Consider the following 24138-nt stretch of genomic DNA (forward strand, 5'->3'; position numbering starts at 1 on the left):
TCCTTTACTATGCTTAAAGGGATTTATTTTAATTTCAGCAATTAAACAAAGTGTAATAATTATAAGCTTTATCGTTGGTAAAGTATAATTTATAAAATTCCAATGCTTTTAAAATAAAAACTATCTTAAAAGCATTAAAAATTAAAATAAAAAGTCTAAATTAAGCCCTTTTAATTCAAAGTCTTTATGAAAATCATTTGGCATAGGAGTTTTTATATCATAATCAAATATTTTTGTCCTAGCACAATGAAGCATTAGCCTTGAGCTAATTATTTTACTATATTTAACATCGCCTAAAATTCCTAGACCAACGCTATTTAAATGAACTCTTATCTGATGGGTTCTACCTGTTGCAATTTGCACTTTTAATAAGGTTTTTTTACCTTCTATAATTAAAGGCTCTATTTTAGTATAAGCGTATTTTGCGTTTTCGCTATTACTAATCTTACTAAATGCACTTTTGCCTTTTATGGTTAAAATTGGCTCATCAATCTCCATTCCTTCGCTTACTATTTTATTAGTAATTGCTAGGTAGAGTTTTTGCACTTTTTCTTTTTTATATTCGTTTTTTGCAGCCTTTAAAAACTCTTCATTTTTAGCAAATAATACAATGCCACTTGTATCCTTATCAAGTCTATTTAAAAGAGTGTAATTATTTTTAATATGTTCGCTCGCAATACCAATTGGCTTATTAATAGCTAATAAATTATCATCTTCAAACAATACGCTAAGCTCTGGTTTTGCAAGTTTAAAAATAGTATTAACAGGCATAAGACCCCTTGCAATCTCTAATCTTTTGCCCCCGTGCATTACTAAACCTAAATCTATTAATTCTTTAGCAGCTGAATTTGAAATTCCTTCTTGAATTGCTAATAATTTATATGCTTTATCTTGTTTCATTTATTTTCCTATCTAATATTTCGCATAATGCGTTGAAAGTATATTCGTTTTTGATTTTAGCATTTTTAACATTTGTAAAATCAATATCATCACTAATTTTTATATTTTCTATACATTTTAGACTTGAATATTGAGAAAATACATTAGTTCCTGAAGTGATTTTGCAGCCAAAAAACGCAGCTTCGGCGAAATTATGTCCGCCTATTTTAACATAAGAACCACCCAAAATCACATAATCACTAATTGAATAAAAATTAATCAATTCTCCTAAAGTATCTAGCAAAAATACTTCACTTTTTAAATATCCATCACAATCATTGCTATATTTTACAATATTAAAACCCTTATTATTAAGTAATTTTTCAACCTTGTGAAATCTTTCAGGGTGTCTTGGTGCTATTATTAGACATTTATCTTTTAAGAAATTTTTATCTAGCTTATTTAGAATTATTTCTTCTTCATTTTCGTGAGTGCTTGCAATTAAAATTATTTCTTTATTTTTGCTTAATTGCTTAGTAACTATTGGCTTATTTGTAATCTTTATATTTGTAAAAACTTCTATATTTTTAGCATTAAAATATTCTAATCTTTCTTTATCTTCATTACTTTGAGCAAGAATTAAATCAAAATATGAAAATATTTTTGCATAATAAAAACTAAATTTTTTATAATTTTTAAAGCTATTTTCTTTCATTCTAGCGTTTAATAAAATAGTATTTTTATCAAAATCTTTATATATTTTAAGTAAAGCTAACCATAATTCTGCTTCAAATACTATTAAAGTCTTAGCAGGTTTAAGCCATAAATATAATAATGGCTCATAAGGTAGTAAAAAAGCATTATCATCAAATTCTTTTGCTTTCATAAGTCCTGTTTTTGATGAACAAGTAAGTAATATTTTAAAACCTTTATTTTTATAATATTTAATCAACTCGCCTAAAGCGACAGCTTCTCCATAACTTGCAAAATGAAAATGAATATCTGCTATTTTATGCTTTTTGAATGGTAAAAATTTTTGATAAAGTTTAGAATATTTATCCTTAAAACTTAAAGGAATTAAAACCAATAAGAATAAAGGATAAATTAAAATAGAAACAAGAATATAAAAAAAATACATTTTTTAAATTATAAAAATTACTCTTCTATGTATAAAATTCTTCCACAATGTGGGCAGTTATTAATCTCTTCACTTTTTAAAACTGCGCTAAAAGTTTTGCTATTTAGTTGCATAAAACAACCATAGCAAGCTTGTTTTTTAACAGGAACTACTGCAGTATTTTTAGCCCATTTTCTAATTTTTTCATAAAATCCGAAAACTTTGCTATCAATTTCGCTAGCTAACTTATCTTTTCTTACATAAATTTCTTTTCTTTTTTCTTCAATAGCATCAAGTGCTGATTTTTGATTAGCTATTGCTATAGTTAAATCATCATTTAATTTAGTAATTTCTTTTTGATTTTCTTTAATTTCTTCTTTTTTATTATCTACTATTTTTTCTAATTTTGATATTTCTTCATTTGCAGCTTCTAATTGCTCTCTTGCGATTTCTTCTTCTAATTTTAAAGCGTTTGCTTCTTTTTCTGTTTTTACTAAAGCAATTTTTTTAGCTGTTTCATTGATTTTTGTTGAAAATTGAGCTATGTGATTTTCTACTTTTACTTTACTCTCACTAATTTCTTTTATGCTTTCTTCTAATTTTGAATTTTTATTCTCAAGACTTTTAATTTTATCTTCTAAATTGTTCGCTTCTCTTTTAGCACTTTCAATTTGTGGTAAAAAACTATCTATTTCTTTATCTAATTTAGAAAGCTCTACTAATTGTGATAGGTGTTTATTCATAGTATGTCCTTAATACTCTAAAAATGGATTTTTTGAAGAGCTGATTATAATCTCTATCGGTAATTTTTGCAAATTACTCGCTAAAGAATTAGCAAAACAAATCTCACTTTCATAATGCTTAATATCAATTAAACTTATATTATTTTCACTAAGAGCTAAAGCGTCGTGATATTTAATATCTCCTGTTAAAAATATATTACTCTTAAGCTCACTAGCCAATGAAATTCCAGAACCCGTGCAAATTCCTATTAAATCAGTTTGAATTATTTCTTTTGCTAAAGATATTGATATTTTTTTTAAGTTTAATTTAGCCTTTAAAAAATCAGCCAATTCATAAATATCTTTAAAATTATTCTTAGCATAAGCTAAAAACCCATCGCTTTCAATTATTTCTAAGCCTAAAAACTTTTCACAAAAATATCTATTTAAATGACTTAAATCATAATTTGTGTGCATAGAAATTAAAGCACAATTTTTTTTGATTAATTCTTTTAAAATATTACCAGCATAATCATTTTTAATACTTTTAATACCCTTAAAAATCAAAGGATGATGAGTAATAATCAATGAATTTGATAAAAATGATTTTACTTGATTAAAATCTAAATCAAGGCTAAGGTAAATCCTTTCGCAACTATCATCATTACTTAAAATTAACCCACTATTATCCCAACTTTCTTGAGTATTAAAAGGGCTTAATTCATCTAAAATCTTATAAATCTCACTTATTTTCATAAAAATTCCTTATATAAAACGCTAAGCCAAGTTAAAACAGCTATTAAAATAGTAAAAAATACTCCAGCAGAGCCTAAGTCTTTTGCATCTTTTGCAAGTTTATGGTATTTTGAAGTTGCCAAATCTACAACGCTCTCAATAGAAGTATTAAAGCATTCAGCAGCAAATACTAAAATAATAACACCTATTAAAAATGCCTTTTCAAATAAAGAAAAAGGATAAAATAAAGCAAATAAAATAAAGCAAATTCCTATTATAAATTCTATCCTAAAAGCACTTTCATTTAAAGCTCTTTTAACCCCTGCTAAAGCATAACTTGCGTTTTTAAAAAATGAGTATTTCTTCTTCATATTTTCTCCTATTTAGCTAGATTATAAAAAAATTATTAATACTTTCAAATTGATAGCATAAATTTACTAGCATTCATAGCAAATACAACACAAGCTATGCTAGCAGCTCCACTAAGCCTTGCTTCTCCAAACATAGAACTAACTTCTCCTATAGCAAACATATTATTCTTAGCTGTATTAGTATCTATATCAACTACTCTTGCAAATATATCTGATTTAACCCCACCTAAAGTATAGTTTAAATAAACATCTACATTAGCCAAATAAAACATAGGCTTATTAATTGCTTTAATAGAAATATTATTAAGATTTTTACCCAATTTATCAATCCTATTACCAAAATAGCTATTATATTCATCAACGCAATTAATTAATCTTTTATCAATTTCTTCTAAAGAATAGTATTTGTAAAATATACTTGTATCATTTATATAATTTATTCCGTGATTATCTAGGAGTAATTTAACTAATTTATTATTTTTAATTTCATTTAAAATCGCTATTGCTAAATCTTGCCTTGAGCTATCTTCTCTAACAAATCTTTTAAAATCAGAATTAATTAAAATTCCATATTTAAAAATATCCATAGGCAAAACAAAAGCAAATCTCATTAGACTTAATTGAGTTGGGATTGCTCCATTTTTTAATAAAATCTTTAAAGAATTTGAATTGTTCTTAGACATAGTTTTAGCATAATAAGCTAGTGGATAATGAATTTTTATAAATTCTTTATCGTTTGCAAATCCACCAGTGCAAAAAGCTATATTTTTAACCTTAATTTTTATGATTTCATCTTTATGTAAAATACTTGCAATACCATTATCAAAATCAATTAATTTAGCTTTAGTTAATATATTTACATTTTTACTAAGCAATCTGTTGATTAATGGATTTATCACACTTTCTTTAGCATTTTTTAAAGGGTGTAATTCTCTAGGAACTGAATGATTTAAGCTATTTGATATAGCTAATTCAAATTCAACCCCAAAACTTTTTAAAAGTTGAGTAGCTTGTGCTGATTTTTCACTAAGCTCTTTTAATAAAGCAAAATCAGCATAATTAGTTGAATAAGAAATCAAATCATCATAAAATTTATCATCTTTTATATTTGCTAGTTGCTGAAAAGATGAATTACTAGCAGCAAAATTTAAATAACTCTTAGCTCCGCCTAATTCATCATCTTGCTCAATTAATAAAATATCTTGTTTAACCAATAAATTCGCCAATGTTAAACCACTAATACCACTACCTACAATTAAACAAAACAACTCATTCATAAGCAATCCTAATATAAAAATTAGCTCCAATTTTTCTAGTTTTTAAAAATACATCAGCATTTAACTCGCTATTTAAAATATTTTTTATCATAAAAAGCCCAAGCCCTGAACCATTTTTCGTGCTAAAATAAGGTTTAAAAATTTCTTCTTCTAAATCCTTTTTAACCCCTATTCCATTATCTTTTATACTAATGTAAATATTATTTTTATAAGCATAAAGATTAATTATAATATAAGGATTTTTTATATTAACTAAAGCATCTTTTGCATTTGTAATGAGATTGATTATTGCATGAGCTAAACTATTTTTATATGAATTTATTTTTAAATTCTTATCAAGTCTTAAAGTAGTATTAATTGCATTCCTTGTAAGGCTTGCATTACAAATCGTTAAAGAATTTAAAATAGCTTCATAAACATAAAAAGAGCTTTTTTCTTGCTTTGTCTTATAAAAATCATAAAATTCATCAATAGTTTTTGACATATAATTTAAAATAGGATTTATCTCTTTTAATTTTTGATGAAACTTATCATCAATTTTTTGTTTTTCTAAACTAATCTCAAGATAACTAGAAATTGCACCTAAAGTTGCTAATGGCTGTCTATATTCATGAGCTATACAAGCTATCATTTCACCTAATGCAGCTAATTTTGATTGATGATTTAGCAATTGCTCTTTTTGTGTATTTTCATCTAATTTAGCCTTAATTATTTCAACTTGATTTTTTACTTCTTCTTGTAAATTTGCATTTAATTTTCTTAGTTTTTCTTCGGTTTTTAATAATTTATTAATTAAAAATCCTAAAACAAAATATACCCCAATAAAAGCAAAAAATACCAAAATCACACTAATTATAAAAGCCTTTTTTATTATATGTAAATGAGTTTTATAATCTTTTGTAATATCTTTTTTAATCAATATTAAAAATCTATCATTTAAAATAATTTCATTACTTAAATAATATTTATCATCTAACTTAATTATATCTTCATCATTTTTTAAAAGTTTAGTTTTATTTTGCCAATCAAATTCATTATAAAAATACTCATTTTCATACTTTAAAGCAGCTAAAAAATCATCTTGAATTTTTAAATTATCTAATAATTTTTTTGCACTTATTGTATAAGTAATCGCATAATTTTCATTTATTTTTAAATTAATTAAATAAACTGGTTCGGTATTTAATCTAAGTAAAATATCTGTTTGATTATTAAAATCATATTGGCAATTTAATTTTATTTTATCTTTTTCTATGCAAATATTTTCTTTTAAAATAAATAATTTAATATCCTTTAAATACGCCTCATTTGAGCTTAAATTTAAAAATAATTTATTTAATTTATTTAGCTTTTCATCATTTTTTAAATAATCTAAATTAGAACTAAATTCATAACTAATACTAAGCGTATTGTTTAATAAATTATTTAAAAAATCACTATAAAAATATTCAAACCTATCATTAAAACTATTTTTGTTTTGAAATAAATAATTTTTATGCCAAGAAATATATAAAAAATTCAAAATAAAACATAAAAAGATAATCAAAGTTAAAACAAATATAAAAGCTTTTTTGCGAATGCTTATATTAAGTAATTTTGATATAGTATCCACGAGAATTTGCATTATGAATTATACCTTTATCGCCTAATTTCTTTCTAAGATTTTTAATAAGTGATTTAATAGCATCAGAACTTACATCATAATCATTATATACATAATCGCAAATCTTATAAATATCTACAATGTTAGGACTACTTTTTAACAAAATTTCAAGCAATAAAAATTCTTTTTTGCTAAGCTTAATAATCTCATCATTTATTAATAACTCATTTAAATCAATATCTAAATATATATTATTGCTTAATTTAATTTTATTATTAATACTTTTTATAGCCTTTTTTAAAGCATCTTCAAGTTTAATCCTATCAAAAGGTTTTATTAAATACTTGCAAATATTAAGCTCAACTGCACTTAATAAAGTTTGTTTATCACTTAAAGCTGTAATCATAATAGCAGGAATTTTATTATCAGAATTTCTTATATTTTCTAATAAATTTAAACCATCAAGTTTTGGCATAGAAATATCAAGTAATAATATATCAGGCTTTTTAGCTAAATATATATCTAAAGCACTTAAGCCATCTTTAGCATAAAGCACATTAAAATCAAGTAGTTCTAGCAAATCAATCACTTGACTTGCTAGATTTAAATCATCTTCTGCATATAAAATTGTGTATTTTTTCATTTTTTATCTAATTTGCCCCTTAAACCATCATGACCTACATGGGTATGACAACTTACACATTTTAATTCATTTGCGTAATCTAAATATCTTTTATGCATTGTATTTTGCATTTCATTTTTAGAATTAATTTTAGTAATATCTTGATGACATTTTAAGCATCCACTATCATAAACATAATCTTTTTTATGATTGAGTTTTTCATACCAATCTATCTTTTCATCAGCTCCAATAGCAGTGATACTAAATTCTTTAATGCCATTATAAGCTTTTGTGCTTAGATAATTTACTATATTATCGTGTGGCAAATGACAATCAACACAATTTGCTTTAATACCTAAATTATTATTACCACCATGAACATCTTTAATATAAGCTTCCTTCATCGGTTGCATTACATGACAACTTGCACAAAATTTATCATCTCCAGTCATTTGTATAGCTTTATGAGATAAAAATACAAAAATTAAAGTTAAAACCACAATAGATGAAACAAAAATAATAGTTTTTTTCATTTTATCTCCTTCATCCAAGTTTTAGTATTATGGCAAGTATTACACATATTAAATGATGGCTTATGCTCATTATGACAGGTGTAACAATTTAAATTCGCATTATCATGAATACTATTATGCGGGTTTTTACCTTTTAAAAAATCAAGCCTTTTTGCTAATTTCTCTTTACTTCCATGACAACTTAGACATGAATTAGAATCAAGTGCTTTATAATCTTTTTCATTTGCTTCTTTATGACAATCTGTGCATTTTAATTTCACTTCAATATGATGTGGTTTTATTGCAAATTCATTGCCTAATGCAAAAATACTTAATATCAAAATCATTAATAATTTTTGCATTTATACTCCTTTTAAAATATCTTTCGCACAAGCAATTCCTGAAGTCATACAATCAGGAATAGAACAACTAGTAAGCCTTGATTGTCCATGAACACCACCAGTTGCCTCACCAATCGCATAAAGCCCTTTAATTGGCTCATAGTTACTAATATTTAAAACTCTCATATTTATATCAGCATAAACACCACCTGGAGTATAACTAAGACCTGGCGCAGCTGTCATTGCATAAAAAGGTGCTTTACTCATACTAGAATTTTTAATCTTACTTAAATCTTTTTTAAACTCATCTTTATTATTTGAAATGCCTGTTTCATAATCTTGCATTGTCTTTAATAAATCATTTTCATTAAGCTTAAAATTATTAGCTAAATCACTTAGGCTATCAAATTTCTTCATTTTCCCTGCAGTAATAAAACTTTGCATTCTATTAGGGTCGTGCGAATTAGCAAATCCTGTGCTATCAAAAATAATTATTGGATAAATTGTTGTGTTAATCTTTTCCATATGAGCTAAAATTTTATTTGATAAACCTTGTCTATCCCCATCTTCATTTAAAAATCTTTTAGCATTGCAATCAACCATAATCCCATAAATTAAATCTTCTGTAGGAATTCCAAAAGAAAATCTACTAAGTGCTAATTGAGTTGGGATTGCTCCTACCTTTAACATTTGTTTTAATGCACCAGCAGTCTGACCTAAACTTGAAGGGCTTTTTGCCAACCTTAATCTAGGATTTACTATACTTCTAAACTCAATATCACGGCTAAATCCACCTGTTGCAAAAACTACCGCAAGCCTTGCTTTATAGTGTTTTTTATCTCCACTTAAATTCTCTCTATCATCATTTGCTAGATTTCTATTAAATCTATAATTTTCTCTAACGCTTACGCCAATTATTTTGCCACTTTCATCTTGAATGATTTCATCACATTTAGTTTCGTTTTTAATCTTTCCATTATGTTTTATAAAAAATTCATTTAAAGTGCTAATACAAGCACCACCACCGCCAATAGTTTCAACACTTCTAGCAACACTATGACCGCCTAAAAACTTAAGCTTATCAGCATATTTAACCCCACAACTTTTAGCAAATTCATATGCTTCATTTGAATTTCTTATAATTCTTAAAGAATGTTCTAAATGATTATATCCAGCTCCAGCTTTATTTAAATCATTTAAAAATAATTCTTCGCTATCTTTTATGCCAGCTTTAATTTGTAAATCTGAATTAAGAACAGCAAAATCTTGTTGAGATAAAGCAGAATTACCACCAATTCTATCCATCTTTTCAATCATTAAAACATCAATTTTATTCTTTACTAAATAAGCAGCACAAATATGAGCACTCACACCACTTCCAATTATAATAACATCAGCTATTTCATCAAATTTTATGTCTTTTCCTAAATTGTCATTAGCGTTTAATGCTAAAGGTGCACTAAGGCCAACTCCTGCTACTCCTTTTATAAAATTTCTCCTTGATAACATCTATACTCCTTCTAAAAAATCAATTTATTATAAAAATATGTAGTGGCAAAAAAGTGTCAAATATAAATTTATTTTTAAGATTTTAATATAAATTTTAAGTCTAAGATAGTCAATATTTTCAATTATAGAAATGATATATCACCTATAAAATATTTAAAATCTTGATATTAATTTAATTTCTAGGTTTGTTTAATAGTTTTTAAAAGTATAAAATAACTAATGAAAATCTTATAAAAATATCTAGTATTTAGTGCTTGTATTGTTAAAAATTATTTTGTAATAAAAAATAATATCCGATTTTTTCTGCTTAGTTACAATTTTAATTTTTAGTATCAATTTAAGTATTTTAATATCTTATTAAAACCAATTATTTTATTTAAATTAATATAAATTACTATATTTATAAGCTGCGTAATTTTTAATATTCACTTAAGTTTTAAATATCAAATCTGTCTAATAATATTTATAAACTAATCAAATGATTTAAACTACAAGCATAATACAAAGTAAGTTCTATAAAAGCATTGCAAATTAAATTCCAAAAGATTTTAACAACAAATATTTTTATACTTTTTAAAATATTACTATGAATTATAAAAGTATAAATTATTTTGAAAAATAAATGAAGATATAAACAATAATCTAAAAAGCCATAATTATTTTTTAGGCTTTTTAGAACTTTTTAAATGTTTTTCTAATTTTTTTCTTCCGCTAAATGATATTTTTTCTATGAATAAATGTCCATCAAGATGGTCGTTTTCGTGTTGAATAGCAACTGCTAAAAGCCCTTCAGCTTCTAAAGTTTTTTGATTTCCAAATCTATCTAAATAATCAACTTTAATTTTATTATATCTAGTTACTTCTTCAAAAAAACCAGGAACACTAAGACAACCTTCTTCATAAACTTGCGTTCCTTCTCCAATAGGTGTTATTATTGGATTAATAAATTCAATCAAATCATCTTTATTTTGTTCTTCATTTTCATTTAATAAATTAATCAAAAATATTCTTAAAGGTTTTGCAACTTGTATTGCTGCTAAACCTATACCACTAGATGAAATCATAGTCTCATACATATCATCTAAAAATGTATGTAACTCTTCATCAAATACCTTAACTTCTTCACTCCTAGTAAATAATAATTTATTAGGATAAGTTATTAATTTAAGCATCATTTTCTTCACTATCTCCAACTACAGCATAAATTTCTTTATTTTTACCAGTATTCGGTAATACGCTAATAGCCTCAAGAATTTGTTCTTCATAATTATCGCCACTAAGTGCTACAACGCTCATTTCTATATTAATATCAATTTCATTATCATTTATAAAAAATGTTGTATTGTAAAATAAGTCTGAAATTCTCTCACAAGCTTTTTTTGCATTAACTATATTTGTATGTTTCATTGCCATTACAAAAATACCATCTCCATAATGTGCCACAACATCGCTTCTTCTTGAGGTTTTTAATAATAATTTCGCAACATTTCTCATCAAAAGATTTTTATCTTTTTGTAATTCAATTGTATTTAATAAACTATCTTTAATCTTTACAAACATCAATGATATTGAATAACCATATTTTTTAATATCTTCTATGTCTTGAGTAATATTATTATATAAATATCTTTTATTAAACACTCCGAATTTATCATCAAATTCACTCTGCTCATTCACCCTATTATGTATTTTTACAATCTCATCATAACCTTTTTTTATACTATTTAATTGAATATCAAGGGCTGTGGTGAGTTTAGCCATATCACTATCTAAAGACCTTAAAATATTTTGAATAGATAAAGAACCAGTAGCGATACTCAAATCGCCTATTTTTTTCTTAATTAAAGCTTTCATTGTGCTTATATTTTTATAAATTGTTGCAATAGAACCTACTAGCTGTTTTATATTTACAAAGGTTTCTTTAATGTCTTGTTCTATTACAGCAACTTTATTACTTTGGTCTTCTTTTTCATAAGTAATCATTTCTGTTACTCTTTTTTTAAAGGCCATAGGCTTAGTATCTAACATTTTTTCAAAATAAATAGAATAATTAGTAGGAGTTGGTGGAACATTATCCTCTATAAGTTGTTTAATTACTTGTTGAGTAAATTTCTCAAATTCTCCACCGCTTAATTTCTGAATCTTAGGAGATTCATCGTGTATTATCTCTTTATTCAAAGCCCTATCCTATTTAAAACTTTTTTCTAATACCTTATCAATTAATCCGTATTTTAAAGCTTCTTCTGAACTCATAAAATAATCGCGTTCAGTGTCCTTCTCAACTTTTGCCAATTTATTACCGGTATTTTCAGCTAATACTTTGTTAAGCATTGCTTTTAATCTTAAAATTTCTTTTGCTTGAATTTCAATATCAGTCGCTTGACCTCTTGCACCGCCTAAAGGCTGATGTATCATAATTCTAGCATTTGGAAGAGCAAACCTTTTACCTTTAGCTCCAGAGCTAAGTAAAAACGCTCCCATTGAAGCAGCTTGTCCTATACAAATTGTACTAACATCAGGTTTAATATAATTCATTGTATCAAATATACTAAGACCACTAGTTACAACTCCACCAGGACTATTTATATACAAATAAATATCTTTAGTAGAATCTTGAGCTTCTAAAAACAATAATTGTGCAACTACGCTAGCAGCTACATCATCATTTATTTCACCACTTAAAAGAATAATTCTATCTTTAAGTAAGCGAGAGTAAATATCATAACTTCTCTCGCCTTTGCTAGTTTTTTCTACTACATAAGGTATGTAGCTCATTTATCTTTTCCTAAAAATAAATCAGCAAATAATTTTTCTTCTACTAAACTCATTCTAACAGCTGGTAATGTGCCATTTTTTGTATAGTTTTCTATTAGTTGTTTAGGATCCATTCCGTATCTTAAAGCTTCAAAATAAATAGCTTGTGCTACTTCTTGGTCATTTACAACTACATTTCTTAATTTTGCTAATTCATCAACAATGAAAGTTAATTTTACGCTTTTTAAAGCTTCTGCTTCATATTCTTTTCTTTTTTCTTCTAAATATTTATCATCTTTTAATTTATCAAATTCTTCTTTACTAAAGCTTCTTGCAGCTTGATTAAATTGTAAGTTAGTTTCTTGTTCTAAAATGTTTTGTGGAACTGCAAAAGTATATTTTTCTAGCATTTTTTCAACAAATTCTTGTTTTAATTTTTCATCAATTTGTTTAAATTTAGCTTCTGTTTCTAATTGTTCTTTTATTTTTTCATCTAAAATTGCTTCAGTTGGGTTTTCTACACCAGGAAGTAATTTTTTAAGCATTTCTTCATCAATTTCAGGTAATTTTCTTGCGTGAATTTCATGTAATTTTACTTTAAATACTGCTTTTTTACCCGCTAAATGAGCTGCTTGATAATTTTCAGGGAAAGTTACTTCTATATCTTTTTCTTCGCCAACTTTAAGCTCTATCATACCATCTTCAAATCCTGGTATAAATTGACCACTTCCAATCTCTAGCATATAATTTTCTGCTTTACCACCTTCAAAGGCAACGCCATCAACAAATCCTTCAAAATCAAACTTAGCATAATCACCTTTTTTTAAGATTTGTTTTTTAGTTTTTTCTAATGGAGCAAATTGCTTAAGCATAGCTTCTTTTCTAGCTTTAATATCTTTTTCTTTAATTTCTTCTATTTTTAATGCAGGAACTAATGCTTCATAACCACTTAAATCAATTGTTGGTCTAAAAGACACTACGAATTCAAATTCAATTCCATTATCTTTTCTATCGAATTTTTTAAAGCTTGGCTCACCGATTAATTCTTTTTCATCTTTACCTGTTTCTTTAACTGCATTTTTATAAGCACTTGTAATCGCTTCTTGTTCTGCGTCTTTTAGTAAAGAATCTTTATATCTATCTAAAACAACATTTACAGGAACTTTGCCTTTTCTAAAACCAGCAACTTGCATAGTTTTACTAGCTTTTACAGCTATTTCTTTAACCTTTTCATCTATTAAAGATTTTTCTATAACACCACTTACTGAGTAATTAATTTCATCAATTTTTGTTGTACTAAGTTTCATTAAACTACCTTTTGTAAAATATTTCGCACAATTCTAGCTAAAAAAATTAATCATTGGCAAAATATAAAGGTAAAGAATGCAAGACTTAATTAAAAATTTATTAATAAAAATTGGTGAAAATCCAAATAGAGAAGGATTAGTAAAAACACCTGAAAGGGTTCAAAAATCATATGAATTCTTATGTAGTGGCTATACAAAAAATCCAAAAGAAATTTTAAACGAAGCTATTTTTAACACTGATAACAATGAAATGGTTTTAGTAAAAGACATTGATTTTTATAGCTTATGCGAACATCATTTATTACCATTTTTTGGAAAAGTTCATATTGCTTATATACCTAATGGAAAAGTAGTTGGGCTTTCAAAATTACCTAGACTTGTTGAAGTTTATTCAAGAAGATTGCAAATCCAAGAACAATTATGCGAACAAATTAGCCTAGCTTTATATGAAATATTAAAGCCAAAAGGTGTTGCTGTAACTATTGAAGCTGAGCATTTATGTATGCAAATGCGTGGAATTCAAAAAGTAAATTCTAAAACAATAACAAGTTCTCTTAAAGGCATATTTTTAAGCGATGAAAGAACTAGGAAAGAATTTTATTCACTAATAAAATGAACTTAGAAAAACTTAAAAATAAAATATCAAAAATACCAATTTCACAAAATTTTGGCTTTATATACAAAATCTCTGCAATTAGTATAGAGATTAAAGGATTAATCACTAGCGTAGGCGATGTTATAAGACTTGAAAATGAAGAAAAAACCGCTTATGCAATGGTTGTTAAGATTGAAGAGCATATTTCATTTTTAAGCCCTTTTGATTTTGTAGAAGGCTTTAAAATCGGAGATAAAGCATTTTTAGAAGAAGCAGGAATGAAAATTCCTTGCTCTATGGAATTACTTGGGCGTGTGGTTGATCCATTTATGCGTCCAAAAGATGGAAAAGAAAAAATCACACCAAGTAAAATGATGCCTATTTTAAGAGCACCAATAGATGCACTTAAGCGTGGGCTTATAAGTGAGCCTTTTCCTGTTGGTATTAAAAGTATTGATGGGCTTTTAACTTGTGGAGTAGGACAAAAATTAGGCATTTTTGCTGGTTCTGGGGTTGGTAAATCAACTCTTATGGGAATGATAGTTAAAAATGCCCCTGCAGCCGTTAAAGTAGTTGCTTTAATAGGTGAGCGTGGTAGAGAAATTCCTGAGTTTATACATAAGAATTTAGGTGGTAAAATGGATGATACCGTTATGATAGTTGCGACTAGCGATGATAGTGCATTAATGCGTAAATATGGGGCATTTTGTGCTATGAGTGTGGCTGAATTTTTTAAAGAGCAAGGAATGGATGTATTATTTATAATGGATAGCGTTACTCGTTTTGCTATGGCTCAACGCGAAATCGGTCTTGCTCTTGGAGAGCCGCCTACTGCTAAAGGCTATCCACCAAGTGTATTTAATCTATTGCCGCAATTAATGGAGCGAGCTGGTAAAGAAGAAGGTAAAGGAACTATTACAGCATTTTTTACCGTGCTAGTTGATGGAGATGATATGAGCGATCCTATTGCTGATCAAAGTAGGTCAATTCTTGATGGGCATATCGTATTAGATAGAAGCCTGACTGATTTTGGAATATATCCTCCGATTAATATTCAAAATTCAGCAAGTAGGGTTATGGGAGATGTGGTAACGCCTGAACATAAAAAAAATGCTGCTAAGTTTAAAAGGCTTAATTCAGTTTTAAAAGAAAACGAAACTCTAATTAGAATTGGTGCTTATGTAAAAGGTAGCGATAAAGAGCTTGATTTTGCAATGAGTAAAAAAGATTATATGAATGATTTTTTAAGACAAGGAAATGATGAAGCTTTTGCTTTTGAAGAAGTTTTAAGTATGCTTGAGCAAATTAATTAATCCGAATTAATATTTAAATTCTTATAAAGAATTTAAATATTTTAATAAAGTATCTATTATATCATCATCGCTTTTACTTGATGCTTTTAAAATAATTCTTTCACCATTATCTTTTAAAAGTTTTATATTTTGCTCATAATTACTAACTTCACAAAATCCGTGCTTAATACATAAAATTTTAATTGCCATAAGTGAAAAATAATTTCTTGTATAGCTATCACATTTGCCAAATCTATCATTAAAAGAATCTTGCATAGTAGATAAACTAGCTAAATTATCACACTCATTTATTTTTCTATAAAGGCTTAATCTTAGCTTATCATTAGGCACTAAATAATCGCTTATATAAGCATTTACTAATAATTTTTGCTCGTATTTAATCTCTTTTGTGATATTTCCTTTACTTAGTCTATTAATTTCAGCTTCTAGCATTTTAATATAAAGTGCATAGCCAAGTTGTTCTATATGACCGCTTTGTTCAGCACCTAATAAATTACCACCGCCCCTTATTTCTAAATCCATTTGAGCTAGAGTGCTACCACTGCCTAAATACGAGTTACTAGCTAAGCTTAATAATCTTTTCTTAGAATCTTCACTAACGCTTTCTTCGTTATCAACTAGAAAATAACAAAATCCTTGTATTTTGCTACGACCTACTCTACCACGAAGTTGGTGCAAATCAGCTATGCCAAAATGATTTGATTTTTCTACTATTATGGTGTTTGCATTTGCTAAATCAATTCCACTTTCAACAATGCTCGTGCATAATAATAAATCATACTTTTTCTCTTCGTATTCAAATAGTTTTTCTTCAGCTTCATTTGCTGGTATTTTTGAATGTAAAACTAAAATTCTAAGCTTTGGATAAAGCTCTTCTAAATAGCGTTTTTTATGTTCAATTGAAGCTATATGATTGTGTATGTAAAATACTTGCCCGCCACGCCTAAGCTCTCTTGCTATGATTTCTTTAATTAAAGCGTCATCATAAGTTTTTACAAAAGTTCTTACATCTAATCTATCATTAGGCGGAGTTAGAATTTGAGAATAAGTCTTAAGTGTGCTTAAAGCTTGATTAAGCGTTCTTGGGATTGGAGTAGCACTCATACTTAATTGATGAGCTTTTATGCTTATATCTTTTAATTTTTCTTTTTGTTTTACACCAAATTTATGCTCTTCATCAATTACAATTAGCCCAACATCATCAATTGCTAAGCTAAGTAAAGCGTGAGTTCCTATAATAACCTTTGGCTCTTTTGTATTCATAATAGCTTTTTTAGTATTAGAAAATCTATCAAGTCTAAAAACTTGAATTCCAAAAGGCTCTAAACGATTTTTAAGTGTTTTATAATGTTGAGAGCATAAAAGTGTAGTCGGGACAAAAAATAAGGCATTTAAACCATTTTTAACACAGGCAAAAATTGCGTGCATTGCGACTTCGGTTTTACCAAAACCAACATCAGCACTAAGCAATCTATCCATAGGAGTGCATTTGCTTATCTCTTCAAAAATATCATTAACTGCTTTTTCTTGATCACTTGTTAAAACAAATCCTGCTTTAGCCTTAAATATCTCATAATCAAGTGGTTTTTTAATAGCCTTTGTTACAATTAACTGCCTTTTTGCTGCTAATTCAGTAATAGCACCTGCAATTGCTAATAATTTAGTTTTAAGTTTTTCTTTGAGTTTTACAAAAGTATTTTTGCCTAATTTATCAAGTTCAGGAATTGAGCTTGAAATATATTTATCAAGCAAATAAAGTGAGCTAGTTGGAAGTAGCAATTTGTTTTCATTTTGATATTCAATCACAATAAATTCTTGCTTTTTTCCTTCATTTTCTATTAATTCTAATCCTAAAAATCTACCTACGCCGTATCGCTCATGAACTACATAATCATTTTTTATAAGCTCATCTAAAACTATGCTTGATTTATATTTTTTCTCTTTTTTATAATATTTATTAAGACTTAATATTAATTCATCATCGCTTTGAATATTTAAAACTGCATTTGAGATGATTTTTTCTACATTTTCACCTAATTTATAATCTAAGAATTTATTCTCATTACTAGCTAGTAATTTTATTTTTTTATTTGAGTTTAATTTGAAAAAATCATTGCTAGGATTAAACACCATATCGCTATATTTTTTAGCTTTAGAAATTATATTTCCTAATTCAAATTCTTTCGTGCAAACATAAGAAAACTCTAAATAATTACTAAGTTTTAAATGCCAATAAAATACGCTTTCGTATTCATTTAAATCATCATTATTTAAAATACTTTCTTTGATTTCTTCGTATTTTTCTTCGCTTACATAAGAAATTAACGGCAAAATATCACAATATTCACACTCTTCTTTATAGCTAAGTCCAGAACTTGCATCAAAATATTTAATACTTTCTACTTCATCATCAAATAAAACTATTCTAATTGGATTTTCATATTTCAATGAAAAAATATCAATTTTTTCATGACCTATACTAAATTCTCCTGGACTTTGAACCATATCAACTAAATTATAATTTAACCTTAAAAGCTCTTTTGCTAAAGAATTTAAATTAATCCTATCGCCAAATTCAATCTTTAAACATTTTAAATCATCTTTACTTGGAAGTGGTTTTTTAATAGTATTAATAGGTATTATTAAAATCTTTTTATCTTGATAATCATAATAATCACTTAAAACTTTTGAAATATCAAATAATTCCATAGAAAACGAGCGTAAATCGTCATTAATCTCTGCTCTAAAATCAGGTAAAATAAAACTATTTATCCCTAAATATAAAGCTACATTTGATAAAGATTTTGCTTCGTTTAAGTCTTCACATATAATAATTTTTGCATAATTTTTATTATTTATTAAATACTCATAAAGATTTGCTTGCATAAAATCTCAAAAACCTTTCTACTAGCATAAAAGAGCCAAAAACTGCATAATTTTTATCTGCATCAAAATCACTAAAATCACTGCATTTAATATCTAATTCTTTGCAAATCTCTTTAACATTTGCTAAGGCTCTATGTTCGCTTTCATAGTTAAAAACCAAAACTTCATTAATACTTGGCTTTAAAATATTTAAAATATCTTTTACATCTTTATTGGCAAAAAAATTAGCAATTAAACTAACTTTAGTTGGGAATTGTTTTTTAATTTCTTGATTTAAATTCTTTGCAGCTGCAGCGTTATGCCCTACATCTATTATTAAATTACTTGCTAATTTTTCACATCTTGCTCTTAAATCTAATTTAATTGCTTTACCTATATAAAAATGTTTTTCTAACTCAAAATATGCAAGTTGAGCTAAGCTAAAATTATGTTTTAAAAACTCATTTTCATCAAGGCATAATTTTGAATAATCAGCACTCAAAAAACTAGCCTTAACTCCTTTTTGAATGGCTGCTTTTAATATCATCTCATTTTTATTAGCAAAAATATTAACACCACACATTGCTTTAATTTTGGTTCTAAAAATATCATCTAAATTAGAACCTAAAATATCAGCATGGTCAATACTAATCGGAGTAAATACACATAAATCTCTTTTAAAAATACTTGTAGCATCGTATTCTCCACCAAGTCCAGCTTCAAAAATTACATAATCACACTCACTAAAAACAATAGGTGATAAAAAACATAAATATTCAAAATAACTAAGATTTTCTTTTAAATTAAGCTTTTTTAATTTATCTTGCAAAATATTATGAGCTATGTCTAAATCAATATCTTGCATAACTTGATTTTGAAATATACTAAATCTTTCTTTGTAAGAGAATATATGTGGACTTATAAAATGCCCTACTTTATACCCGCTATCACTAAGCATTAAAGCAAGGTATCTTCCCGTACTACCTTTACCATTAGTGCCTAAAATTTGCACTACTTTTGTATCAAAATCATAATTTAGCAAATGCTTAAATCTATGAGCCTTAAAAAGGTCAAATTTCTCGTAAAATTCCGCTAAATTATCTAAATAATTTGAAAGTTTATTTTCTACTTGCACTTTTTATATTATTTCTACCTGCATTTTTTGCTGCGTATAATAATTTATCAACAGCTTCAATAAATTGCTCTTGGGTCTCATAGCTTCTTCTATCACTAACCCCACCGCTTACTTTTATACTAATAGTCTTACCTTTACATAAAAACTTTTGCTCTGATACTAAAACTCTAATTTTTTCAGCAAATTTTACTGCATCATCAATTGATGAATGTGGAAGAATTACCATAAATTCTTCCCCACCATATCTCCCCGCACAATCTAATTTTCTAATGTTATTTAAAATAATATTTCCTAAATTAGCAAGTATAGTATCTCCTGCTGCGTGTCCATAGGTATCATTTATAAACTTAAAATGGTCAATATCAAAAAATGCTATTGAATAATTTATATTATATCTTTCATAAGATTCTTCGGCTAATTTTAATTGTTCTTCTAATTGACGCTTATTTGCAAGTTGAGTTAGAAAATCTACTTGAGTTTCTTCTCTTAGTTTGTTAATTTCTTGCTCTAGTCCTTGAACTTTAATTTTAAGATCACCTAAAGTATCGGCATCTAATTTTGTTTTTTCTTTTAAATCTATTATTTCTTTTTCAAACATAGCAACTATAGCTATCAATCTTGCTTTAATAGTCTGCATAGCTTCATCTTCAGCTTTAATACTTTCAATTTCTTTTTTAATTTCTTGAACTTTTTGTTGAGAATTTGTAGCCATGCTAAGAATACTTACAATCTTATCGCTAATTTGCTCTAAAACATCATTTAAAACTTTATTTGAACTTGAAATTTCTGCCCTATCAATATCTATTCTTTTTTTGACTAGATTTCTAAATTGTTCTGTAATTTGCTTTACGCCTAATATTTGCGGCTCTGCATTTATACTTTCACAAAACTGATTGATTTCATCATTTACATAATTAGCAATTGATGGAGTTAAAGAATAAGCCACAGATGGAGCTAAATTTTCACATACTGCATTAGCATTATTTCTTTCAATTTTTAAAGATAATTCATCTAAAATTTCTAAAAAATCATCTCTTGAGTTTAATCCTAAATGTTGAATTTTATTATTAAGTTCTAATAAATCATCATCTACCCTAATCCAATCTTTTTTTAATTCTTCTAATGTTTTTAGACTTGAATTATTTAATTTATTTAAAGCTTCTTCACTAAGAGTTTTAGTTGATTTATTTGGTAAATTTGATAATATTTTTAATAATTTTTTACAAATTATATTATAGTTTATTATGAGCTTTTTATCACTATTATCCTCTTTTATACCATTAGCTTTAGAGATTAAAAATACTACTAATTCTTCTAAGCTTTTTACATTTCTTCCTTTTACATCTTGAGCTAATGTGGGATTTAATTTAGAAATATACCCTTGAATTTTATCAATATTTTGAGTTGTTCTTCCATACTTTTTAGCAATCTCATCAAAAACTTCTGAATAATTTTCAGGAGTTAATAATAAGTTCCTTTTGGTAAGTTCTACAATTGTTTCTTTAGCAATCACATTAATATTAATAGACATTTTTTCTCTTTAAAATTTTTTCTTAATACTAACAAAACAAAATTAATTATTAACTACATAATAATTCTTAAAGCAAATTCGTTAAACGCCTTTTGGCTAGCTAAATTAATAGCTCTACTTTTTTGCTCATCACTTAAAACACTAATTGTATTTGTATTAAAAATATGCTCGCCTGAAGTTATAATTTTTTTAGTTGTTTCATCTTGAAAAGTTACATTAAATTCTAATCTAATAATAGCTTTATAGCTCTTAGCGTATCCAAATTCATCATAATATAAAGGTATAAATTCACTACTAAGAATTCTTAAAATAATCTTACTATCTGCAGTTTTACTAACACTTTTATGCATATAATGTTCTACATAATTCGTAAAATTATCATTTAAAGTAATACTATCTTTAGGTTCAGCCTTATTTATAATAGTAATTACATTGACACTTTCGCCTAACATTTTGCTAGTGGCTACATTCAAAGGTGCATAGCCACAAGCACAAAAAAATAATGTAAAACTTAAAAGTATTTTTTTCATTTAATTACAATATTTACTAATTTATTAGGAATATAAATTTCTTTTACGATAATCTTATCTTCTAGCCATTTAGCTGCTTTATCTTTTGCTATTTTGATAATTTCATCTTGATTAGCATTTGCATCAACTTCAATCTCTGCTCTATTTTTACCATTAATACTAATTCCAAGTTTTATTGTATCGCTTACAAATACTTCTTCTTTTAATTCATAAGTTTTAATATTTGTTCTATTAAATAATTTCTCACTTAACTCACTTGCTAAATGTGGAATAATTGGGTCAAGTATGCTTAAAATTATTGCAAAACCTTCACTTAAAACTTCATCACTACTTGCGTTATTTAAAGCATTTAAGCCTTCCATACAAGCAGCTATTAATGTATTAAATGCGTAAGTTTTATTAAATACATCATCAGCCTTTTTTAAAGCTTCATATACTTTAAGTCTTGCTAATTTATCATCTTTACTAAGATTTGCGTGATTTATATTACTAAAATCAACTACATTAATCCCTAAAGCCTTATCATAAAGTCTATTTAAAAATCTATAAGCACCTTCAACCGCACTATCATTCCATTCTAATTCTTTTTGAGGTGGTGCAGCAAAAAGTATGAAAAGTCTTGCAGTATCAGCTCCGTAATTTTTAATAATATCATCAGGATCAACCGTATTGCCCTTGCTTTTACTCATCTTAGCACCATCTTTTAAAACCATACCTTGAGTAAGTAAGCGTTCAAACGGCTCATCTACATTTAAATATCCTAAATCCCTTAAAGCTTTTTGGAAAAATCTAGCATATAATAAGTGTAAAATCGCGTGTTCAATACCGCCAATATATTGATCTACATTCATCCAATATTTTGCTTCATCATCAATTGCTTTTGTATTCCAATTGCTAGGATTACTTGCAAATCTTGCAAAATACCAAGAACTTTGGAAAAATGTATCCATTGTATCGCTCTCTCTAATTGCGTCTTTTCCACATTTAGGGCATTTACATTGTTTAAATGTAGGGTGTTTTTCAAGTGGATTTCCTTCTCCATCAATTACTACATCTTCAGGTAAAGCTACAGGCAAGTTATTCTCAACTACACTTCCACAAGTATCGCATTTAACAATCGGAATAGGAGCTCCCCAGTATCTTTGACGAGATATACCCCAATCTCTTAATTTATAATTGATTATACTTTTACCGATTTTTCTATTTTCAAATTCTTTAGCAATTGCAATTCTAGCACTAGCACTATCTAAGCCACTAAATTCTGCACTATCAAATAAAATTCCATATTCAGTAAAAGGCTCATTATCTTTTTTATTTTCGCCATTTATTACATATTTTATATTTAAATTATATTTTTTAGCAAACTCAAAATCTCTTTCATCGTGAGCTGGAACTGCCATAACAGCACCACTACCATAATCAGCTAAAACGAAATTTGCTACCCATACAGGTAATTTTTCTTTAGTTATTGGATGAATTGCATAAATACCTAAAAATACGCCTTCTTTTTCACTTTGAGCTCTATTTTTAGCACTCATATTTTGCATAGCTTTAATTTTGTCTTTATCATTTTCACTTATTAAATTAGTTTCTAAAACTTTTTTAGTAATTTCATGTTCAGGTGCTAAAGCAAAATAAGAAAGTCCGAAAATCGTATCAGCACGGGTTGTAAATACACTAAATTTTAATCCATCTAAATCTTTATTAGAACTTGATACATCTAATTCAAATTCCAATCCATCGCTTTTGCCTATCCAGTTTTCTTGCATTGTTAAAACTTGATTTGGCCATTTATCTTCTAAATATTTTAAATCTTTTAATAATTCTTCAGCATATTTTGTAATTCTTACATAATAGCCATTCATAGATTTTTGCTCTACTTCATGACCACATCTCCAGCATTTGCCATCTTCAACTTGTTCGTTTGCTAAAACGGTTTTATCATTATCACACCAATTTACATTAGCTTTTTTTGTATAAATTAGACCTGCTTCATACATTTTTGCAAAAATTTCTTGCTCAAATTTAGTATAAATCTCATCACTTGTAGCAAGCAATCTTGTCTTAGAAAACGAAAAACCTAAAGAATAAAGCTCTTTTTTCATATAATCAATATTTTCATAAGTCCATTTTTTAGGATGAAGCCCATATTTTATAGCAGCATTTTCAGCAGGCATACCAAAACTATCAAACCCTAGTGGGTGTAAAACATTATAGCCCATAGTTCTAAAGCGTCTTGCTAAAGCATCACCTATTGCATAGTTTCTTACATGTCCCATATGGATTTTACCACTTGGGTATGGAAACATTGATAATATATATTTTTTTTCTTTACTAAAATCATTACTAGGTTCGTAATAATTCTCTTTATCCCAAATTTCTTGCCATTTTTTCTCAACTTCTTTTGCGTTGTACATAAA

General features: G+C 26.8%; 22 protein-coding genes. 2 read left to right on the forward strand and 20 right to left on the reverse strand.

What is annotated here, in order from left to right; translation table 11 throughout:
* Positions 1–141: 141 nt before the first annotated feature.
* The 15 genes from AVBRAN12637_RS00535 to tig all read right to left on the reverse strand — a co-directional run bounded on the left by AVBRAN12637_RS00535 (position 142) and on the right by tig (position 13749).
* The gene (locus AVBRAN12637_RS00535) at positions 142–900 is read right to left on the reverse strand and encodes a pseudouridine synthase family protein (RefSeq protein WP_214115830.1); all 759 of its coding nucleotides are present in this window, start codon (positions 898–900) and stop codon (positions 142–144) included.
* Positions 887–2017, reverse strand: coding sequence for a glycosyltransferase N-terminal domain-containing protein (locus tag AVBRAN12637_RS00540; protein WP_214150291.1), 1131 nt, complete (start codon positions 2015–2017; stop codon positions 887–889). The genes AVBRAN12637_RS00535 and AVBRAN12637_RS00540 overlap by 14 nt, the downstream gene beginning before the upstream one ends.
* Positions 2018–2034: 17 nt before the next feature.
* Positions 2035–2739, reverse strand: a complete 705-nt coding sequence (locus tag AVBRAN12637_RS00545; RefSeq protein ID WP_214115832.1) for a zinc ribbon domain-containing protein — start codon at positions 2737–2739, stop codon at positions 2035–2037.
* A gap of 9 nt (positions 2740–2748) precedes the next feature.
* Positions 2749–3474: a Nif3-like dinuclear metal center hexameric protein gene (locus AVBRAN12637_RS00550; RefSeq protein ID WP_336609420.1), complete on the reverse strand. Its 726-nt coding sequence runs from the start codon at positions 3472–3474 to the stop codon at positions 2749–2751.
* Positions 3471–3824 carry a diacylglycerol kinase gene (locus AVBRAN12637_RS00555; protein ID WP_336613727.1) on the reverse strand — a complete coding sequence of 118 codons (354 nt, stop codon included), beginning with the start codon at positions 3822–3824 and terminating at the stop codon, positions 3471–3473. The genes AVBRAN12637_RS00550 and AVBRAN12637_RS00555 overlap by 4 nt, the downstream gene beginning before the upstream one ends.
* A 44-nt stretch (positions 3825–3868) precedes the next feature.
* The gene (locus AVBRAN12637_RS00560; protein WP_336615156.1) at positions 3869–5101 is read right to left on the reverse strand and encodes an FAD-binding protein; all 1233 of its coding nucleotides are present in this window, start codon (positions 5099–5101) and stop codon (positions 3869–3871) included.
* Positions 5094–6725, reverse strand: coding sequence for a sensor histidine kinase (locus AVBRAN12637_RS00565; RefSeq protein ID WP_336606826.1), 1632 nt, complete (start codon positions 6723–6725; stop codon positions 5094–5096). The genes AVBRAN12637_RS00560 and AVBRAN12637_RS00565 overlap by 8 nt, the downstream gene beginning before the upstream one ends.
* Positions 6688–7347 carry a response regulator transcription factor gene (locus tag AVBRAN12637_RS00570; RefSeq protein WP_214115837.1) on the reverse strand — a complete coding sequence of 220 codons (660 nt, stop codon included), beginning with the start codon at positions 7345–7347 and terminating at the stop codon, positions 6688–6690. Before AVBRAN12637_RS00570 ends, AVBRAN12637_RS00565 begins: the two co-directional genes overlap by 38 nt.
* Positions 7344–7859: a cytochrome c3 family protein gene (locus tag AVBRAN12637_RS00575; protein ID WP_336615157.1), complete on the reverse strand. Its 516-nt coding sequence runs from the start codon at positions 7857–7859 to the stop codon at positions 7344–7346. The genes AVBRAN12637_RS00570 and AVBRAN12637_RS00575 overlap by 4 nt, the downstream gene beginning before the upstream one ends.
* Positions 7856–8200, reverse strand: coding sequence for a cytochrome c3 family protein (locus AVBRAN12637_RS00580; protein ID WP_214120635.1), 345 nt, complete (start codon positions 8198–8200; stop codon positions 7856–7858). The genes AVBRAN12637_RS00575 and AVBRAN12637_RS00580 overlap by 4 nt, the downstream gene beginning before the upstream one ends.
* Positions 8201–9688 (reverse strand): flavocytochrome c, encoded by a 1488-nt coding sequence (locus tag AVBRAN12637_RS00585; protein WP_214150590.1) that lies wholly within the window; start codon positions 9686–9688, stop codon positions 8201–8203. It lies immediately after the preceding gene.
* 656 nt (positions 9689–10344) lie between these two features.
* A complete protein-coding gene (gene def / locus AVBRAN12637_RS00590; protein ID WP_214115841.1) occupies positions 10345–10863 on the reverse strand; it encodes a peptide deformylase in 519 nt (172 codons plus the stop codon).
* Positions 10853–11866 carry a GGDEF domain-containing protein gene (locus AVBRAN12637_RS00595; protein WP_214115842.1) on the reverse strand — a complete coding sequence of 338 codons (1014 nt, stop codon included), beginning with the start codon at positions 11864–11866 and terminating at the stop codon, positions 10853–10855. Before AVBRAN12637_RS00595 ends, def begins: the two co-directional genes overlap by 11 nt.
* A gap of 9 nt (positions 11867–11875) precedes the next feature.
* Positions 11876–12463: an ATP-dependent Clp endopeptidase proteolytic subunit ClpP gene (gene clpP / locus AVBRAN12637_RS00600; protein ID WP_214115843.1), complete on the reverse strand. Its 588-nt coding sequence runs from the start codon at positions 12461–12463 to the stop codon at positions 11876–11878.
* Entirely contained in the window at positions 12460–13749 is a 1290-nt protein-coding gene (tig, locus tag AVBRAN12637_RS00605) for a trigger factor (RefSeq protein WP_214120539.1), read from the reverse strand. The genes clpP and tig overlap by 4 nt, the downstream gene beginning before the upstream one ends.
* Before the next feature lie 76 nt (positions 13750–13825).
* On the opposite strand from tig, the gene folE reads away from it, so the two are divergent.
* Positions 13826–14365: a GTP cyclohydrolase I FolE gene (gene folE, locus AVBRAN12637_RS00610; RefSeq protein ID WP_214120540.1), complete on the forward strand. Its 540-nt coding sequence runs from the start codon at positions 13826–13828 to the stop codon at positions 14363–14365.
* The gene (gene fliI, locus AVBRAN12637_RS00615; protein WP_214115846.1) at positions 14362–15657 is read left to right on the forward strand and encodes a flagellar protein export ATPase FliI; all 1296 of its coding nucleotides are present in this window, start codon (positions 14362–14364) and stop codon (positions 15655–15657) included. Before folE ends, fliI begins: the two co-directional genes overlap by 4 nt.
* Positions 15658–15678: 21 nt before the next feature.
* Here fliI and AVBRAN12637_RS00620 read toward each other — a convergent pair whose 3' ends face one another.
* From AVBRAN12637_RS00620 to leuS, 5 genes are read right to left on the reverse strand one after another with little or no spacing between them, the layout of a single operon-like run.
* Positions 15679–18543: a DEAD/DEAH box helicase gene (locus tag AVBRAN12637_RS00620; protein WP_214115847.1), complete on the reverse strand. Its 2865-nt coding sequence runs from the start codon at positions 18541–18543 to the stop codon at positions 15679–15681.
* Positions 18524–19657, reverse strand: a complete 1134-nt coding sequence (locus tag AVBRAN12637_RS00625; protein WP_336615158.1) for a Mur ligase family protein — start codon at positions 19655–19657, stop codon at positions 18524–18526. The genes AVBRAN12637_RS00620 and AVBRAN12637_RS00625 overlap by 20 nt, the downstream gene beginning before the upstream one ends.
* A complete protein-coding gene (locus AVBRAN12637_RS00630) occupies positions 19641–21188 on the reverse strand; it encodes a GGDEF domain-containing protein (protein WP_336613733.1) in 1548 nt (515 codons plus the stop codon). Before AVBRAN12637_RS00630 ends, AVBRAN12637_RS00625 begins: the two co-directional genes overlap by 17 nt.
* A gap of 53 nt (positions 21189–21241) precedes the next feature.
* A complete protein-coding gene (locus AVBRAN12637_RS00635; RefSeq protein ID WP_214115850.1) occupies positions 21242–21718 on the reverse strand; it encodes a hypothetical protein in 477 nt (158 codons plus the stop codon).
* Entirely contained in the window at positions 21715–24135 is a 2421-nt protein-coding gene (gene leuS, locus AVBRAN12637_RS00640; RefSeq protein ID WP_214115851.1) for a leucine--tRNA ligase, read from the reverse strand. The genes AVBRAN12637_RS00635 and leuS overlap by 4 nt, the downstream gene beginning before the upstream one ends.
* Positions 24136–24138 lie beyond the last annotated feature (3 nt).

Source organism: Campylobacter sp. RM12637, assembly GCF_020137645.1.
Lineage (GTDB): Bacteria > Campylobacterota > Campylobacteria > Campylobacterales > Campylobacteraceae > Campylobacter_E.

Coding starts and splice junctions, on each gene's coding strand:
- tig (WP_214120539.1), bottom strand. CDS start 13,749: ATGAAACTTAGTACAACAAAAATTGATGAAATTAATTACTCAGTAAGT.
- def (WP_214115841.1), bottom strand. CDS start 10,863: ATGATGCTTAAATTAATAACTTATCCTAATAAATTATTATTTACTAGG.
- AVBRAN12637_RS00560 (WP_336615156.1), bottom strand. CDS start 5,101: ATGAATGAGTTGTTTTGTTTAATTGTAGGTAGTGGTATTAGTGGTTTA.
- AVBRAN12637_RS00535 (WP_214115830.1), bottom strand. CDS start 900: ATGAAACAAGATAAAGCATATAAATTATTAGCAATTCAAGAAGGAATT.
- AVBRAN12637_RS00555 (WP_336613727.1), bottom strand. CDS start 3,824: ATGAAGAAGAAATACTCATTTTTTAAAAACGCAAGTTATGCTTTAGCA.
- AVBRAN12637_RS00580 (WP_214120635.1), bottom strand. CDS start 8,200: ATGCAAAAATTATTAATGATTTTGATATTAAGTATTTTTGCATTAGGC.
- AVBRAN12637_RS00575 (WP_336615157.1), bottom strand. CDS start 7,859: ATGAAAAAAACTATTATTTTTGTTTCATCTATTGTGGTTTTAACTTTA.
- leuS (WP_214115851.1), bottom strand. CDS start 24,135: ATGTACAACGCAAAAGAAGTTGAGAAAAAATGGCAAGAAATTTGGGAT.
- AVBRAN12637_RS00540 (WP_214150291.1), bottom strand. CDS start 2,017: ATGTATTTTTTTTATATTCTTGTTTCTATTTTAATTTATCCTTTATTC.
- AVBRAN12637_RS00565 (WP_336606826.1), bottom strand. CDS start 6,725: ATGCAAATTCTCGTGGATACTATATCAAAATTACTTAATATAAGCATT.
- AVBRAN12637_RS00630 (WP_336613733.1), bottom strand. CDS start 21,188: ATGTCTATTAATATTAATGTGATTGCTAAAGAAACAATTGTAGAACTT.
- AVBRAN12637_RS00635 (WP_214115850.1), bottom strand. CDS start 21,718: ATGAAAAAAATACTTTTAAGTTTTACATTATTTTTTTGTGCTTGTGGC.
- folE (WP_214120540.1), top strand. CDS start 13,826: ATGCAAGACTTAATTAAAAATTTATTAATAAAAATTGGTGAAAATCCA.
- AVBRAN12637_RS00585 (WP_214150590.1), bottom strand. CDS start 9,688: ATGTTATCAAGGAGAAATTTTATAAAAGGAGTAGCAGGAGTTGGCCTT.
- AVBRAN12637_RS00545 (WP_214115832.1), bottom strand. CDS start 2,739: ATGAATAAACACCTATCACAATTAGTAGAGCTTTCTAAATTAGATAAA.
- AVBRAN12637_RS00550 (WP_336609420.1), bottom strand. CDS start 3,474: ATGAAAATAAGTGAGATTTATAAGATTTTAGATGAATTAAGCCCTTTT.
- clpP (WP_214115843.1), bottom strand. CDS start 12,463: ATGAGCTACATACCTTATGTAGTAGAAAAAACTAGCAAAGGCGAGAGA.
- fliI (WP_214115846.1), top strand. CDS start 14,362: ATGAACTTAGAAAAACTTAAAAATAAAATATCAAAAATACCAATTTCA.
- AVBRAN12637_RS00570 (WP_214115837.1), bottom strand. CDS start 7,347: ATGAAAAAATACACAATTTTATATGCAGAAGATGATTTAAATCTAGCA.
- AVBRAN12637_RS00620 (WP_214115847.1), bottom strand. CDS start 18,543: ATGCAAGCAAATCTTTATGAGTATTTAATAAATAATAAAAATTATGCA.